Raw genomic sequence first — 14,880 nt, forward strand, 5'->3', positions numbered from 1 at the left:
GGCAAGGAGTGTCAGTGAACCCGATCCTGCATGTGGAAATCCCGGCCAGTGACCTGGACCGGGCCATCACGTTCTACCAGCGATGGCTGCAGGTTGCGGTGGACGAACCCATCGTGCTGCACGACTGCCGGATGGCCTATCTACCGTTTTCCGATGAGGCCGCCGGTGCCAGCATTGCGCTGGTGCACGGCGCGGACTATCTGCCTTCCGAGCAGGGCGCGCGCATCTACATCGGCGTCGATGACCTGGATGCCAGCCTCGACCGTGCGCTGCAGGCCGGAGCCGAGCTGCGCTTCGGCCCGGCCGATGCCGGCGATTGGCGCGTGGCCGAGATCCGCGACAGCGAAGGCAACCGTATCGCATTGCAGGCGCGCACAGCGCCGTAACGTCAACGCTGCGGTGCGCGCATCTGTAGAGTCGAGCTTGCTCGACTGATTTTGACGTCGCCGTAGATGCATCAGTCGAGCAAGCTCGACTCTACAGCGTCGCGGCGCGTGAGCGCTGCAGCCAGTCGTTGATTGCGGGATCCAGCCGCGGGTCGTCCGGAAGCTGGATGCCGAAGCGCTGCTCCAGCACGTCGCGCACATCACCCACATCATGCAGCGGGCGCTTGTCCGGTGCCTGTCCGGGGCGGTACTCGGTGTAGTTGCCGCTGCCGATGGTGCGGCGCCAGTCCGGCCCGGTCAGCGACGCGCGCAACTGGCCGGGGAAACTGGAATCGGGATGGGTACATACGTACCAGTTGCCCACCACGTTGTCGATCGGCGCCGGCGCCTGCAGATCGAAGCGGTACATCACCCGCCAGCCGTCGCTGGATTCGGCCGACAGCATGAAATCACCGCCGTCTTCCAACCGCTGCAACAGATAGCGTTCGTGCGGGGTGGCCTGCGGCTGCGGGTCATGCAGGCGCAGCGGTACGGTCGGGGTCAGGCTGCCAAAACCGGCATCCACCAGCCAGTCATCGCCGTCCACGTGCACGCGCAGCAGCAGATGGGTACGCGCGGTCAGTTCGCCGTCCTGGGCGGCCAGCAGTACGCGCGCACTCAATGGCTGGGCATCGAAGCCCAAGGCCTGCAGCAGCGCCAGCAACCCACCATTGAGCTCGAAGCAGTAGCCACCGCGGCGCTCGTCAAGCAGCTTGCGCTGCACGCTGTCCAGGTCGATCGGCACCGCATCGCGCAGCAGGCAGCTGAGGGTTTCGAAGGGCAGCAGTGCGTTGTGGCGCTGCTGCAGCAGGGTCAGGCCGGCCAGGGTCCGTGGTGGCGGCGCATCCAGCTGCAGGCGCTGCAGGTAGCGGGGGACATCGAGCGTCGTCATGGGGCACCGGGCGGGGAAGGGAGGTCCACTGTGCTCCCCCAACCGGGGTTGAGGTCAAGCACGGCGGCCGTGTCATGCCCCCGTCGCCTGCACCCGGTACAAAGACCGCGTCCGCCAGTGACGGGGGACGCAGACGAAAAAAGGCCTAAAGTTGACCTGAATCCGGCCGATACAGGTGCGTCCTTCCGCCTGGAGTCTGTCATGTCGGCCGTTGTCCCCCACCTCCGGTCCCTGCGCACGCGTCTTGCCACGTTGCGCTCGGCGTCCCCCGGCCTGCTGCTGTGGCTGCAACCACACCGGCTCAGCGTGGCCAACAAGCTCAAGGCGACCCTGTGGGTCTGTGGCCTGGGGCTGGTGGCGATCGCCGCTGTCTACGCCTGGACTGGCCATGCCAACGCCCTGGCCGCGCGCAGCCAGGCCAGCTACCAGCGCGGCAGCGATCTGGCTGCCAGCCTGTCCACGCGGGTGGCCGAAGCGCGCCGCCTGCAGACCCAGTATGCACGCAGTTTCGATGATGCTGACCGCAGCCAGTTGCTGGCAGCACAGGAGGCCCTGCAGGCTGACCTGCAGGCGCTTCGCGCGATGCCGATGGACGCCGGCCGGCGCAAGGCGCTGCAGGTGCTGACCGAATCGGCCGACGCGTTCTCGCAGGGTGTCGCCGCCCTGTTTGAACGGGTCGACGAGATGGGCCGCGGTGAGGCCGGCCTCGCTGCACAGCTGCAGCAGGCCGCCGACACCCTACAGGCACAGGTGGATGCGCTGCAGCGGCCGTCGCTGGCGCTGTCCCTGCAGAAGATGCGAAGGCAGGAGGCCCTGCTGCTGCTCGACGGTGATTCCACCCACGCCGACCGCGCCAGCGAGGAAAAGCTGCCGTTCGACCTCGCGCTGGCGGGCCTGCCCGCGGATGCGCAGGACGCCCTGCGCACCGGGATGGAGGGCTATCAAGGCGCCCTGCTGGGATATACCGCTGCCCGCGTCGGCCTGGATGTGGAAGCGCAGTCGCTGCTGGATACCGCCGCGGGCGTAGCGCCGGCGCTTGCCGCTTTCCAGCAGGCGCAGGTGGCAGCGCTGGCCAAGGCGCAGGCGCGCCAGCAGGTCGGCGCGCGCACGATGAGCGTGCTGTTCGCACTGACCCTGCTGCTGGTGGCCGGCGTGCTGATCACCAGCCTGGTGCTGGTGCTGCGTGCGGTGCGCCAGCCGATCCAGGACACCCTGCGTTTCGCCAGCGACATCGCCGACGACCGCCTCGACACCACCCTGCGCGTCTACAACGCCAACGATGAGATCGGCCAGCTTGCCCAGCGCCTGGTCGACATGCAGCAGCGCCTGCGCGCGCGCATCGAGACCGAACGTGCTGTGGCGCGCGGCAACACCCGGGTGCGCCAGGCGCTGGACAGTGCGCAGACCGGGCTGATGGTGGTCGATGCCGAAGGCCTGGTGGCGTACGCCAATCCGGCGCTGCTGGAGCAGCTGGAACGTCAGGGCGATGAGCTGGTGGGGAGCGATGCGGTACGCCTGCATCCGGCGCTGGCCAGCCTGGCTGGCGTGCGACAACGCGAAGAACGCGAGATCGGCCATTGCGGTGTGCGCTATCAGCTGGTCGCCAATCCCATTGTCGACGAGGGGCATTTCCTCGGCGTGGCGGTCGAATGGCGCAGTCGCGCGCTGGAAACCCTGCTGGAAACCGAAGTGGCAGCCCTGGTCGACGCGGCCGCGCACGGTGACCTGCACGGTCGCATCGCGCTGGAGGGGAAGCAGGGCTTTGTGCGTACGCTGTCGACCAGCATCAATCGCCTGTTGACCACCTTCGAGACCAACCTTGGCGATCTGCAGGCGCTTCTGGCCGCGCTGGCCCGCGGTGACCTCAGCGTGCGCATGGAAGGCGAACTGCAGGGCGTGTTCGCGCGCATGCGCGACGATGCCAACGCCACCGTCGCGCAACTGGGCCGCATCGTCACCCGCATCCAGCAGGCCACGTCCAGCCTCGACACCGGTGTTGGTGAGATCGTTGCCGGTCACCATGATCTGTCGCAGCGTACCGAACAGCAGGCGGCCAACCTGGAAGAGACGGCAGCGTCGATGCACGAGCTGACCGACACTGTTGGCCGCAATGCCGATGCCGCGGGCCGTGCGGATGCGCTGGTCAAGGGCGCGGCGGCAGTGGCCCAGCGTGGCGGCGAGGCGGTCGGCCAGGTGGTGGCAACCATGCATGGCATCAGCGAAGCCTCACGGCGGATCGGTGACATCACCCAGCTGATTGATGGCATCGCCTTCCAGACCAACATTCTCGCGCTCAACGCAGCAGTGGAAGCGGCGCGCGCCGGAGAGCAGGGCCGCAGCTTCGCCGTCGTGGCTGCCGAAGTGCGCCTGCTGGCACAGCGCAGTGCGGAGGCGGCCAAACAGATCAAGGGATTGATCGAGGATTCGGTGGTGCGTGTGGGCCAGGGCAACCAGCAGGCCGAACAGGCCGGCACCACGATGGGCGAGATTGTCGGCAGCGTGCAGCAGCTGGCGGATCTGCTGGCCGGAATCCGCAGCGCGTCGCAGGACCAGCATGCCGGCATCGCCCAGGTGAACCAGACCATCGTGCAGATGGAAGCCAGTACACAGCGCAACGCCAGTCTGGTGGAAGAGGCGGGGGCCTCGACCGCGCAGATGCAGGCGCAGGTGCATGCCCTGGCAGAAGCCGTGGGCGCCTTCCGTCTGCAGTCGATGCCACAGGCGCGCGCTGCGGCCTGATCCCGCTCCGGTAGTGCCGGCCGCTGCCGGCACCGTCGATGATCCTGCCGGCCAGCGGCCGGCACTACCCTTGTGGCTCAGTACACGTCGCGCCGGTAGCGCCCGGTCTCCAGCAGCGTTTCCACAACCTCATCGCCCAGCGCAGCGCGCAGCACCTGGTCCACGCCTTCGGCCATGCCCTGCAGCGAGCCGCAGACATGAATCACCGCACCACGCTGCATCCATTCGCGCAGCGCATCGGTGGCGGCATGCAGGCAATCCTGCACGTAACCACCTTCCCCATCGCGCGAGAACGCCAGGTCCACCCGCGCGAGATGGCCATCGGCCTGCCACGCTTCGATCTCGTCGGCGAACAGGAAGTCGTGCGCGCGCTGGCGCTCACCGAACAGCAGCCAGTGCCCGTTCTCGCCTGCATGGGCAGCTTCGCGCAACAAGCTGCGCAGACCCGCGATGCCGGTGCCATTGCCGATCAGCACCATCGGCACACCGCCAATGCGATGGAAACCGGGGTTGCGATGCACACGGGCCACGATGCTGGCACCGACCGGGGCATGCAGCGCCAGCCAGCCCGAGCCCAGCCCGGCTCGACCCGACAGGTCATGCACCAGGCGCACCACCAGTTCCACCACTTCATCACTCGTGGAGGAGGCGATGGAGTATTCGCGTCCGGGCAGCGTTGGCAATCCGGACAGCCACAGGCAGGCATCCTGCACCGCCAGCGCGGCGTCGGCCTCGGGCAGCTCGCGTTCACTGGCCAGCGCCAGCAGGGTGCGTGGGTGGCCGTCCACCAGCAGCGGCTGCAGCGGATCCAACCCATGTGCCTTCAACACGGCGCTGGCGTGCCGTGCGTTGTGCCGGGGCGCGATATGCAGGATGTCGCCCGCCTGCCACTGCACGTCGGCCGGTGGCGCAAGACGGATGCGCCAGATGGCACCACCGATGCTGCCCGGATTGAGCCGGTCGCGGCCGAGCAGCCGCCACTCATGCATCTGCGTGGCCGCCGGCAGCACGCTGTCATCGGTGACGATGCCGGTCAGCGCGCCCAGCTGCAGCTGCCATTGGCGCAAGGCCGCTACCGAGGCGGCATCGACTTCGACGCGGTCGAACAACGGGCGCGCGCCGTTGCCGAGCAGCCAGCCATCAACCTGGCGACCGAAGCCGCAGTAGTGCGGGTACTGGCGGTCACCCAGCGCCAGCAGTCCAAACTGCAGGCCTGACAGGTCGAGTGTCTGTGCCATCAGCAGTCGTGCAGCGCCTCGCGCCGCATCCGGTGGCTCGCCGTCGCCGAAGGTGCTCAGTACCCACAGCACCTGCGCGGTGCGTGCCAGCTGCGCGGCATCAACGCGGGCCAGTGGCAGCACCTGCACCGCATGACCGGACGCCTGCAGCTGCGCGGCGGCGCGCCATGCCAGTTGTTCTCCCAGTCCACTCTGGCTGGCATGCACCACCAGCCACGGCGTACCACCGCCATCGGCAGGCGTTGCTGGCAGCGACTGGCGCAGGTCACGCGCGGCGCGCTGGCTGCGGCGGCGGTCCAGGTAGAGCATCCAGCCGGTGATGAAGAACAGGCTCATGCCCAGGCTGCTGAGCATCACCACGACACGCCCGGGCACGCCGAAGTAACTGCCCGAGTGCAGCGCGAACACGCTGGTGGCCAGCTGCGCGCCGGCGCCCTGGCGCGCATAGGGGCGGGCATCGAGCGTGGCCCCCGTGCCTGGGTCCAGCTGCAGCAGATCATGCGCGCGGTCATGCTGGCCGCCGCGCTGCGACGGATCACCGGCCATCACCCGCACGTTCAGTGCCTGCCCCGGCTTCTCCGGCAGGCGCAGGTCGATGTAGCCGGTGCGCACGCCGGGCAGTGCGTACAGCGTGGCTTCGATGCGTTCCAGGTTCAGGGCGGCGTCGGTGGCGACCTTGTGCCTGGCGGCCGGTGCGACGCCCAGCAGGGTGTTGGCGGCACTGCGATACCAGTCGAACGACCACCACAGGCCGGTCAGCGCACTCATCAGGTAGATCAGCAGCACCCAGGTGCCGACCACCGAGTGCAGGCTCCACAGGAAGCCACGGCCGCTGCGTTTCCATTCCACCGCCAGCCAGCTGCGCCAGTGCCACCAGCGCCGCGGCCAGCGCAGGTAGAGCCCGGACAGGGTGAAGAACAGCAGCGCGATGGCACAACTGCCGGTGATCCATTTGCCGCGCTCGCCGGCGGCGAGGTGGCGGTGCAGGTCCTCGACGAAATCGAAGAACGCCTGCCCGCGCAGGGCGCTGAAGCGCTCGCCGGTGTACGGATCGAAGTAGACCCAGTGTTCCTTGCCACCGGCGAAGCGCGCCACCGAGGGCCGTTGCCCGGTGGCATCCACGCGCAGGCGTTGCAGGGGGCGATCACTGCCGGCCTGCAGCAGCGGCACCAGTTCGCTGAGTTCAAGCGGAAGCTGGCCGTCGGCATGGTGCTCGGCGATCTCGGCGAAGCCGGGATTGGCCGCCCGCAGCAGTTCATCCTCGAAGGACAGCACGGCGCCGCTGAGGCCCATCACGGCCAGCACGGCACCGGCGGTGATGCCCAGCAGCCAGTGCAGTTGGAACAGGACGTTCTTGAACATCGAAGGAGGAGGGCCTGGAAGGCTGCCGCCCGCATCCTGCGCAACAGCAAATGAGAATTAGTCGCGGAATTCTCGGTGGCGCCCCGGCTGCGGTCAAGCAGGGGATATCGGCCGGGCGGCGCCCGGCACCCGCGGTAGTGCCGGCCGCTGGCCGGCAACCTCAGAAGCAACAGCCGAAGCAACAGCGGGTTTCCTGTGAGGAGGCGGGGTGGGTCCGGTTGCGGGGGACGGCGTGAATACGTCCATGTAGCCTCGGTCGCGCCATCCATGGCGCTCACGCCCCCTCAACCGGACCCACCCCGCCTTCGACAGTTTCCTGCGATCTGTCGGAACGGCGTTCTGCTTTGGTGGGTGCCGACCGTTGGTCGGCACGGGGTCTGATTCCGCTCTGAATATCGATATCTGACAGATGTGTCGACCAAGGTCGACACCTACCAACAGCCGCGAAGATCTGTCAGAGGTGGGGCGGTGTCGGAGTGCGGGGTGTCAGCCGCATGGATGCGGCTGCCAAGCTTACAGGGATGTACTTGCAGCGTCCCCGCACTCCGATACCGTCCCGCCAACCCACGGAATGCCCGCTTTGGCTGTTGCCGTTGCCGTTGCGTTGCATTGAGCAGGGTGCAGGGCTGCAAGCCCTGCAAAAAACACCCTCACTTCACCCAGCTGTCGATCTCGCCGTGGGCGAACGGTCCCAGCTTCGCCTTCACCAGCCGGCCCTGTGCATCGAACAGCACGCTGTAGGGCAGCAGGCCCTGCGTATTGCCCAGCTGCACGCTGGCATCGCGTGGCCCGGGTGTCTCGATCACGATCGGGTAATCCACCGGTACCCGCTGCAGGAAACCGCGCACGTCTTCCGGCGTATCCAGCGCCAGGCCAAGAACCTGCACACCGTTATCGCCCTGGGTATGGGCAAAGCGTGCCAGCTCCGGCATCTCTTCCACGCAGGGGGCACACCAGCTGGCCCAGACGTTGATCAGCAGCGGGCGGCCGGCAGCGTGCTGGCGCAGGTCCAGCGGTTGGCCTTCAAGATCGGGCAGCGACAGCGCGGGCAGGCTGTCGCCGACCTGCAGGGCGGGTGCCACCGCCGCCACCGCAGGCGCCGCTGGCATGGCCTCAGGTGCAGCCGGCGCGGGAGCCAATCGATGCCCGGCCCACAGGCCGAGGCCGGCGGCCAGCACCGCTGTCCACAGCAGCGCTGGCCGTTGCCATTTCATCGTGCGGTGCGCAGCAGCGCTTCCTCGACCACCGCCTGGGTCAGCAGGGTCGGCAGCACGGTCGGCGGTGCGCCGGGGCCGTACACCACGTACAGCGGCACGCCCACGGCCTTGTGCTCTTCCAGGAACGTGGTGATCTGCGGATCGACGTTGGTGTAGTCACCGCGCATGTACACCGCGTTGGTGCGCTTGAGCAGTTCCTTGAACTCTGGGCGCGACAGCACGGCGCGCTCGTTGGCCTTGCAGCTCACGCACCAGTCGGCGGTCATGTTCACGAACACCACGCGGTTGTCGGCGCGCAGGCGATCCAGCAGCTGCGGCGAGTATTCGACCACGTTGTCAGTCGCCGCCTGTGCGGCACGCGCCGGCGCTGCCAGCTGGGTCACGCCCCAGGCAGGAACCAGTGCGCCGATCGCCAGCAGCACGCCGAGCAGGGTGACGGCGCGCGAGCCGGTCCAGCGGTTGCGTTCAAACAGCCACAGACCGAAGGCCAGCAGCAGCAGGCCACCCAGCACCAGCGCCATGCCGTCCACGCCGCGCTGCTTGCCCAGCACCCACAGCAGCCACAGCACGGTGGCATACATCGGGAAGGCCAGCACGTGCTTGAGCGTTTCCATCCACGGGCCCGGCTTGGGCAGGCGGCGCGCCAGTGCCGGCACGAAGCCGATCAGCAGGAACGGCAGGGCCAGGCCCAGGCCGAGGAACAGGAACACGGTCATCGCCTTCAGCGGGGGGGCAATGAACGCGTAGGCAATCGCGCCGCCCATGAACGGGCCGACGCAGGCACTGCCGACCACGCAGGCCAGCGCACCGGTGAAGAAATCACCGGCCGGGCCACTGCGGCTGGCCAGCGACTGGCCGAGGTTGCCGATGCCGCCGCCCAGTGTGAACACGCCGGACAGGCTCAGGCCCACCGCGAACATGATGTAGGCCAGCGCCGCCACCACGCCCGGGTGCTGCAGCTGGAAGCCGATGCCGACGGCGTTGCCGATCGCGCGCAGGCCAACCATCAACGCACCGATCACCGCGAACGCGACCAAGACGCCCAGCGTGTACCAGAGGGCATGGCTGCGCGCGCGCTGCGGGCTTTCGCCACTCTGCGCCAGGCTCAGGACCTTCAGCGACAGGATCGGCAGCACGCAGGGCATCAGGTTCAGTACCAGGCCACCGGCCAGCGCCAGCAGCAGGACCCATACGAACGAACGGTCCGGATTCGGCGTGGTCACCGGCGGTCGCGTGCGCAGCGCGTTGTCACCCTGTGCATCGGCGGCGAACTCACGGCTGGCGGTGCCGTCACCTGCAGCAGGGGTCGTTGCATCCGTATTGGGCACGGTTGGCAGCAGGCGCAGCGGTGCGCCGTTGGCGGCTTCGCGTGGTGCGCCGTTGGCAGCGGGCAGCGGGCTGATCACCTCATTGCGCGGTGGCGCCTGGTCGGCACTGCTGCTGACCTTGCCGGCCGGAATGGACAGCTTCACCCGGCGGGTCATCGGCGGGTAGCAGATGCCATCGGTCTGGCAACCCTGGAAGGTCACCACCAGAGTGCTGTCGACCGCATCGGCGATGGAGCGGCGCAGCGGCAGCGGCACTTCCACCTGGTTGAAGTACACCGAGACATCGCCGAAGTGTTCGTCGCGATGCGACTGTGCGGCAGGCCAGCGCAGCTTGTCGGCCAGCACCCCGGTGCTGCCGTCCAGCTTCACCGAAGTGCGGTCGCGATACAGGTAGTAGCCCGGCGCCGGGCTGAAGCGCAGCAGCAGGGTATTGCCGTCGCTGGCGATGGCGTCGAAGCCGAACGCCTGCTCCGACGGCAGCGGCAGCGCCTGGCTGTTGCTGGCCGCGCCCGGCAGGCGCAGGCCACCGCTGTTGCCGGCACCGGCCAGCGGGTTGTTGAACGGGCTGGCCGCACCGGTGCGTGCAGCCGGGGCGTTGGCCTGTGCACCGGCACCGGGCAGGGTGACCTGCACCACGCGCTTCTGCGGCGGGTAGCAGACACCGGCATCGGCGCAGCCCTGGTAACGCACTTCCAGGCTGATGGTGCCGGCGGCGTCGGTCGGCGTGCCGGGCAGGGTGGCCTGCAGGCGTTCGCGATAGGTTTCGACTTCGCCGAAGAAATCGTCGTGGTGCTTGTCGCCCTTGGGCATCTGCAGCGCGCCGGCATTGAAGGCCGGGTCGGCCTTGACGCTGGTGCGGTGGCGATACAGGTAATAGCCCGGTGCGATCTTGAACTGCAGTTGCACCTGGCCCCGTTCGGGGGCGCTGGCGGTCAGCGCGAACGCCTGGTCCACCGGCAGCAGGTCCTTCTCATCCAGCGCGAAGGCCGGCAGCGAGAGCCACAACAGGGCGCACAAGGCGGCGCCACGCGCAAACAGAGTCTTCAATCAGTGTCCTCCCGGGTCTGTGCCCGGATCCAGTCCAGATACGCCGGCAGGCCGGCCCGGGTTTCGACCGCAATGCACTCCGGGAGTTCATACGGATGCAGTTCGACGATCCGGGCAATCGCGTCATCGACGCGACTCGCGGTGGTTTTCACCAGCAGCTGCAGCTCGGCGTCGGTGGTCACCTCGCCCTGCCAGCGGTAGGTCGACTGCGCGCCATCGAGGCGGGTCACGCACGCGGCCAGGCGCTCGCCGACCAGCGCGTGCGCGATGCGCTCGGCACTGGCCCGGTCCGGGCAGGTGGTCAACAGCAGCAGGACGGGATCGACGGTCGACATGACCGTCGAGTATAGGGCCGCCGCCGGGTCAGGGCCCGGCGGCGGCAGTGGACCGCTGCGTTGCGCGGTCAGTTGGCCAGCTGGCAGGAGGCCGGCTTGGCCGAGGTGAACAGGCCCGGGGTCGCCCACTCGGGGTGGTCGATGAACGGGTTGCGGTTGCCCTGGAAGCTGTAGATCACGTCGTTGCGGGCACGCTCGGCATCATCCGGCGGATCGGACAGGTGCCAGTCGATCAGCGTCGAGAGCAGGCCCATGTAGGCCGGCGAACTGCTGGTCTTGACGATCCTGCTGCGGTCGTCGGTCAGCTCCAGGTCCGGCTCGGACTGGCCGGTGGCCGCATCCTTGCCGCCCTCGTAGCGGATCGCCATGTACATCACCGCACGTGCCATGTCGCCCTTGCGCTTGCCCCACACCTCGAAGGTGCCGGTGTTGCCGTCCGGCGTGCGCACCCAGTTGGAGTTGCCCGGGTAGCCGCCGCTGCCGCCGCCCTGGCCGTTGTTGGCCTCGGTGGCGCGTTCGCCGCAGTTGGCGTCGCACTTGCCGAACGGCTTGTTGCCACGGTCGGCGTTCCACTGCGCGTCGGTCAGGTACAGCATGTGGGTGTCGGTGTACGGCGCGTACGGCAGGCCCTTGTCGCCGGTGGTGCTGGCAAAGCCCAGCGAGTTCGGCCAGGTGTGCTCGCGGTTGTACTTCAGGCCGCCGCCGCTGCCGGCGCGGTCGGTCACCTTGGCGTAGCTGCGGTTGCGGTACGCATCCAGGATCCTGCCGCTGTTGTTCGGATCCTCGTCGGCGATTTCCAGGATGGTCCAGGTGCTGGTGCCCGAGCCGCTGTACGGGTAGGCGGTGTGGCCCTTGATGGTGGCGTGCAGCGAGCAGCGCAGCTGGCTGGGGCTGCTGGTATTGACCTTGGAGTAGTAACCGGCCGGCACGCCCGGGTTGCCCGGGTCCGGATTGCCGCCGGTGCTGGCCACGGTGAAGGCGATGCGGCTGTCGGCGGCGGGGTGCGCCCCCTGCAGGTCGGAGATGCGCGCGGCGCGGATGTCGAAGCGGCAGGCTTCACCGGCCACCAGCGCGGTGTTGGTGGACAGCTTCACGCTGCGGCCGCTGGCCGGGTAGGTCAGCGGCACGCTGCCGGAGGTGCCGCAGCTCAGGGCGAAGGCGCCGCTGGCCAGGTTCACCGTCTCGCTGAACACCACTTCCAGGTCGGCGGCGGCCGGGAAGGTGCTGCTGCCCTGCGCCGGGGTGGTGGTGGACACCGACGGCGGCGTGTTCGGGCCCGGGGTGCCACCCCCGCTGAAGGTCTGGCCGTTGTTGCAGCTGCCAAACGTCTGCTTGGCCGATTCGGCCCAGGTGAAGTGGGCGTACTGGCTGCCGCTGCCGGTAAGCTGAAGCGAGGTGCCCGGGGCCGTGCTGTTGGTCTCGGCCACCGGAATGTTCTGGCTGGTCATGCCGGCGGCAGGGCCACCGGAGGCGGTGATGGCGCCCTCGTAGCTGAGGAACTGGACCACCTTGCCGCTGGCATCGACCAGGGCGATGCCGTCGTTCGGACCGTTCTGCAGGCCGTTGGTCGGGTAGCTGACCACGGCCAGGGTGGCGCTGCCGCAACCCGCGGCGGTGCCGGCCGGGACCGGATTGTTGGCGTAGACCGTGGCGGCTGAAGGATTGCTGCCGTTGTAGAGATAGAGGCGGTAGCCGGACAGGTCCTCGCCCGCGGTAGCGACCACTTCGATGGCTTCGCCGACGTCACCGGCGGCGGTGCTGTCGTCGTAGTGCAGTTCGTTGATGAAGACCTCGGCCTGGGCCGGCGCGGCGGCCAGCGCCAGCAGGCAGGCGGCGGCAAGCGGGGACAGCAATCGCATCGACTACTCCTTGTGATTGGGAATGCGCGGCCGAGCCTAAGGCCGATCCAGTGACACTTTGTCGTAAATGAACGTCAGATATCTGACAGTGCGACGCGAGTCACCAAAAGTCGAGGATTCCAGAGACAGGGTTGCCGCGTTGCACCGGCATCCAGGCCTTCACATGGGCGCAGATCGAGTGGGCCCGGGGCAGTGAAATTTTTTCCGCGAGCGGCCTTGAAAGGTCCGGGGCCAGCTCCATCTCTGTCCTGCTCCCGATTCATCGGGCTTTTTCGCGAGCAATGCTGGCAGTCACCTGGGGTGAGTGCTAACATCGCCAGACTTTTTCAGACCAATCAATAACTTAAGAGGTCTCTCATGAGCATCAAGCCGCTGCACGACCGCGTTGTGGTCAAGCCGATCGAAGCCGACGAAATCTCCGCCGGTGGCATCGTCATTCCGGATTCGGCCAAGGAAAAGTCCACCAAGGGTGAAGTCGTGGCCGTCGGCCCGGGCAAGCCGCTGGACAACGGCAGCGTGCGCGCGCCGTCGCTGAAGGTCGGCGACAAGGTCATCTACGGCCAGTACGCCGGCAGCTCGTACAAGAGCGAAGGCGTCGAGTACAAGGTCCTGCGCGAAGACGACGTGCTCGCCGTCATCGGCTGAGCCTCGGCGCGACCTGTTTCAACCTGATCCCCAAATCCCAGCCGCCGGGCATCGTCCGGCGCTACCAATGAGGTAATTGCAATGGCTGCCAAGGATATTCGTTTCGGTGAAGACGCCCGTTCGCGCATGGTGCGCGGCGTCAACGTTCTCGCCAATGCCGTCAAGGCCACCCTGGGCCCGAAGGGCCGCAACGTCGTGCTGGAAAAGAGCTTCGGCGCACCGACCATCACCAAGGACGGCGTCTCCGTCGCCAAGGAAATCGAACTGGCTGACAAGTTCGAGAACATGGGTGCGCAGATGGTGAAGGAAGTTGCTTCCCGCACCAACGACGACGCTGGCGACGGCACCACCACCGCCACCGTGCTGGCCCAGGCCCTGATCCGCGAAGGCGCCAAGGCTGTTGCCGCCGGCATGAACCCGATGGACCTCAAGCGTGGTATCGACAAGGCCGTCGTGGCCGCCGTTGCCGAGCTGAAGACCATCTCCAAGCCGACCGCCGACGACAAGGCGATTGCCCAGGTCGGTACCATCTCGGCCAACTCGGACGAGTCGATCGGCCAGATCATCGCTGACGCGATGAAGGAAGTCGGCAAGGAAGGCGTGATCACCGTTGAAGAAGGCTCGGGCCTGGACAACGAGCTGGACGTGGTCAAGGGCATGCAGTTCGACCGCGGCTACCTGTCCCCGTACTTCATCAACAACCAGCAGTCGCAGACCGCTGACCTGGATGACCCGTTCATCCTGCTGCACGACAAGAAGATCTCCAACGTCCGTGACCTGCTGCCGGTGCTGGAAGGCGTCGCCAAGGCCGGCAAGCCGCTGCTGATCGTTGCCGAAGAAGTTGAAGGCGAAGCGCTGGCGACCCTGGTGGTCAACACCATCCGTGGCATCGTCAAGGTCGTGGCCGTCAAGGCGCCGGGCTTCGGCGACCGTCGCAAGGCGATGCTGGAAGACATGGCCGTGCTGACCGGCGGCACCGTGATCTCCGAAGAAGTGGGCCTGTCGCTGGAAAAGGCCACCATCAAGGACCTGGGCCGCGCCAAGAAGGTGCAGGTCTCCAAGGAAAACACCACCATCATCGATGGCGTGGGTGACAAGGCTGCCGTCGACGCACGCGTCGGCCAGATCAAGACCCAGATCCAGGACACCTCCTCGGATTACGACCGCGAGAAGCTGCAGGAACGCGTGGCCAAGCTGGCCGGCGGCGTTGCCGTGATCAAGGTCGGTGCTTCGACCGAAATCGAAATGAAGGAAAAGAAGGATCGCGTCGACGACGCCCTGCACGCTACCCGTGCAGCCGTTGAAGAAGGCGTGGTCCCGGGCGGCGGCGTGGCCCTGGTCCGTGCGGTCACCGCACTGGCCGGCCTGAAGGGTGCCAACGAAGACCAGAACCACGGCATCCAGATCGCCCTGCGCGCGATGGAAGCCCCGCTGCGCGAAATCGTGGCCAACGCCGGTGAAGAACCGTCGGTCATCATCAACAAGGTCAAGGAAGGCACCGGCAGCTTCGGCTACAACGCCGCCACCGGCGAGTTCGGCGACATGCTGCAGTTCGGCATCCTGGACCCGACCAAGGTGACCCGTTCGGCGCTGCAGAACGCAGCTTCGATCGCTGGCCTGATGATCACCACCGAAGCCATGGTTGCCGAAGCTCCGAAGAAGGACGAGCCGGCCATGGGTGGCGCCGGTGGCATGGGCGGCATGGGTGGCATGGGCGGCATGGACTTCTAAGTCCCCGCATTCGCCCCGCAATGAAAAACCCCGCTGCAAGGCGGGGTTTTTTTGTGGCCGGC

Annotated in this window: 10 protein-coding genes; 4 read left to right on the forward strand and 6 right to left on the reverse strand. The window is 67.5% G+C overall.

Annotated elements, in window-relative coordinates; all coding sequences use genetic code 11:
- Window positions 1-14 precede the first annotated feature (14 nt).
- The gene (locus tag V3B64_RS05155; protein ID WP_125895608.1) at window positions 15-386 is read left to right on the forward strand and encodes a VOC family protein; all 372 of its coding nucleotides are present in this window, start codon (window positions 15-17) and stop codon (window positions 384-386) included.
- Window positions 387-477: 91 nt separating this feature from the next.
- On the opposite strand, the gene V3B64_RS05160 is transcribed toward V3B64_RS05155, so the two are convergent.
- A complete protein-coding gene (locus V3B64_RS05160; RefSeq protein WP_132810871.1) occupies window positions 478-1,317 on the reverse strand; it encodes an arylamine N-acetyltransferase in 840 nt (279 codons plus the stop codon).
- Window positions 1,318-1,518: 201 nt separating this feature from the next.
- Here V3B64_RS05160 and V3B64_RS05165 point away from each other — a divergent pair, with 201 nt between their 5' ends.
- Entirely contained in the window at window positions 1,519-4,056 is a 2,538-nt protein-coding gene (locus V3B64_RS05165; protein WP_329913751.1) for a methyl-accepting chemotaxis protein, read from the forward strand.
- Window positions 4,057-4,133: 77 nt separating this feature from the next.
- On the opposite strand, the gene V3B64_RS05170 is transcribed toward V3B64_RS05165, so the two are convergent.
- From V3B64_RS05170 to V3B64_RS05190, 5 genes are all read right to left on the reverse strand, one after another.
- Entirely contained in the window at window positions 4,134-6,656 is a 2,523-nt protein-coding gene (locus V3B64_RS05170; RefSeq protein WP_329913752.1) for a sulfite reductase flavoprotein subunit alpha, read from the reverse strand.
- 650 nt (window positions 6,657-7,306) lie between these two features.
- Window positions 7,307-7,870, reverse strand: a complete 564-nt coding sequence (locus V3B64_RS05175) for a TlpA disulfide reductase family protein (RefSeq protein WP_329913753.1) — start codon at window positions 7,868-7,870, stop codon at window positions 7,307-7,309.
- Entirely contained in the window at window positions 7,867-10,248 is a 2,382-nt protein-coding gene (locus V3B64_RS05180; RefSeq protein WP_329913754.1) for a protein-disulfide reductase DsbD domain-containing protein, read from the reverse strand. The genes V3B64_RS05175 and V3B64_RS05180 overlap by 4 nt, the downstream gene beginning before the upstream one ends.
- Window positions 10,245-10,583, reverse strand: coding sequence for a divalent-cation tolerance protein CutA (gene cutA / locus V3B64_RS05185; protein ID WP_010481118.1), 339 nt, complete (start codon window positions 10,581-10,583; stop codon window positions 10,245-10,247). The genes V3B64_RS05180 and cutA overlap by 4 nt, the downstream gene beginning before the upstream one ends.
- 68 nt (window positions 10,584-10,651) lie before the next feature.
- Window positions 10,652-12,442: an endonuclease gene (locus V3B64_RS05190; RefSeq protein WP_197615609.1), complete on the reverse strand. Its 1,791-nt coding sequence runs from the start codon at window positions 12,440-12,442 to the stop codon at window positions 10,652-10,654.
- A gap of 357 nt (window positions 12,443-12,799) precedes the next feature.
- Between V3B64_RS05190 and V3B64_RS05195 the strand changes: the two genes are divergently transcribed.
- Both V3B64_RS05195 and groL read left to right on the forward strand, forming a co-directional pair.
- Window positions 12,800-13,087, forward strand: coding sequence for a co-chaperone GroES (locus V3B64_RS05195; protein WP_006396661.1), 288 nt, complete (start codon window positions 12,800-12,802; stop codon window positions 13,085-13,087).
- A gap of 81 nt (window positions 13,088-13,168) precedes the next feature.
- Entirely contained in the window at window positions 13,169-14,818 is a 1,650-nt protein-coding gene (gene groL / locus V3B64_RS05200) for a chaperonin GroEL (RefSeq protein WP_014038666.1), read from the forward strand.
- The last annotated feature ends 62 nt before the right edge of the window (window positions 14,819-14,880 follow it).

Source organism: Stenotrophomonas sp. SMYL86 (assembly GCF_036320025.1).
Classification (GTDB): domain Bacteria; phylum Pseudomonadota; class Gammaproteobacteria; order Xanthomonadales; family Xanthomonadaceae; genus Stenotrophomonas; species Stenotrophomonas maltophilia_A.

What these genes read in the sequence shown, in the direction of transcription:
- V3B64_RS05160 (WP_132810871.1), bottom strand. Translation starts at nt 1,317, where the DNA reads ATGACGACGCTCGATGTCCCCCGCTACCTGCAGCGCCTGCAGCTGGAT.
- groL (WP_014038666.1), top strand. Translation starts at nt 13,169, where the DNA reads ATGGCTGCCAAGGATATTCGTTTCGGTGAAGACGCCCGTTCGCGCATG.
- V3B64_RS05195 (WP_006396661.1), top strand. Translation starts at nt 12,800, where the DNA reads ATGAGCATCAAGCCGCTGCACGACCGCGTTGTGGTCAAGCCGATCGAA.
- V3B64_RS05190 (WP_197615609.1), bottom strand. Translation starts at nt 12,442, where the DNA reads ATGCGATTGCTGTCCCCGCTTGCCGCCGCCTGCCTGCTGGCGCTGGCC.
- cutA (WP_010481118.1), bottom strand. Translation starts at nt 10,583, where the DNA reads ATGTCGACCGTCGATCCCGTCCTGCTGCTGTTGACCACCTGCCCGGAC.
- V3B64_RS05170 (WP_329913752.1), bottom strand. Translation starts at nt 6,656, where the DNA reads ATGTTCAAGAACGTCCTGTTCCAACTGCACTGGCTGCTGGGCATCACC.
- V3B64_RS05165 (WP_329913751.1), top strand. Translation starts at nt 1,519, where the DNA reads ATGTCGGCCGTTGTCCCCCACCTCCGGTCCCTGCGCACGCGTCTTGCC.
- V3B64_RS05175 (WP_329913753.1), bottom strand. Translation starts at nt 7,870, where the DNA reads ATGAAATGGCAACGGCCAGCGCTGCTGTGGACAGCGGTGCTGGCCGCC.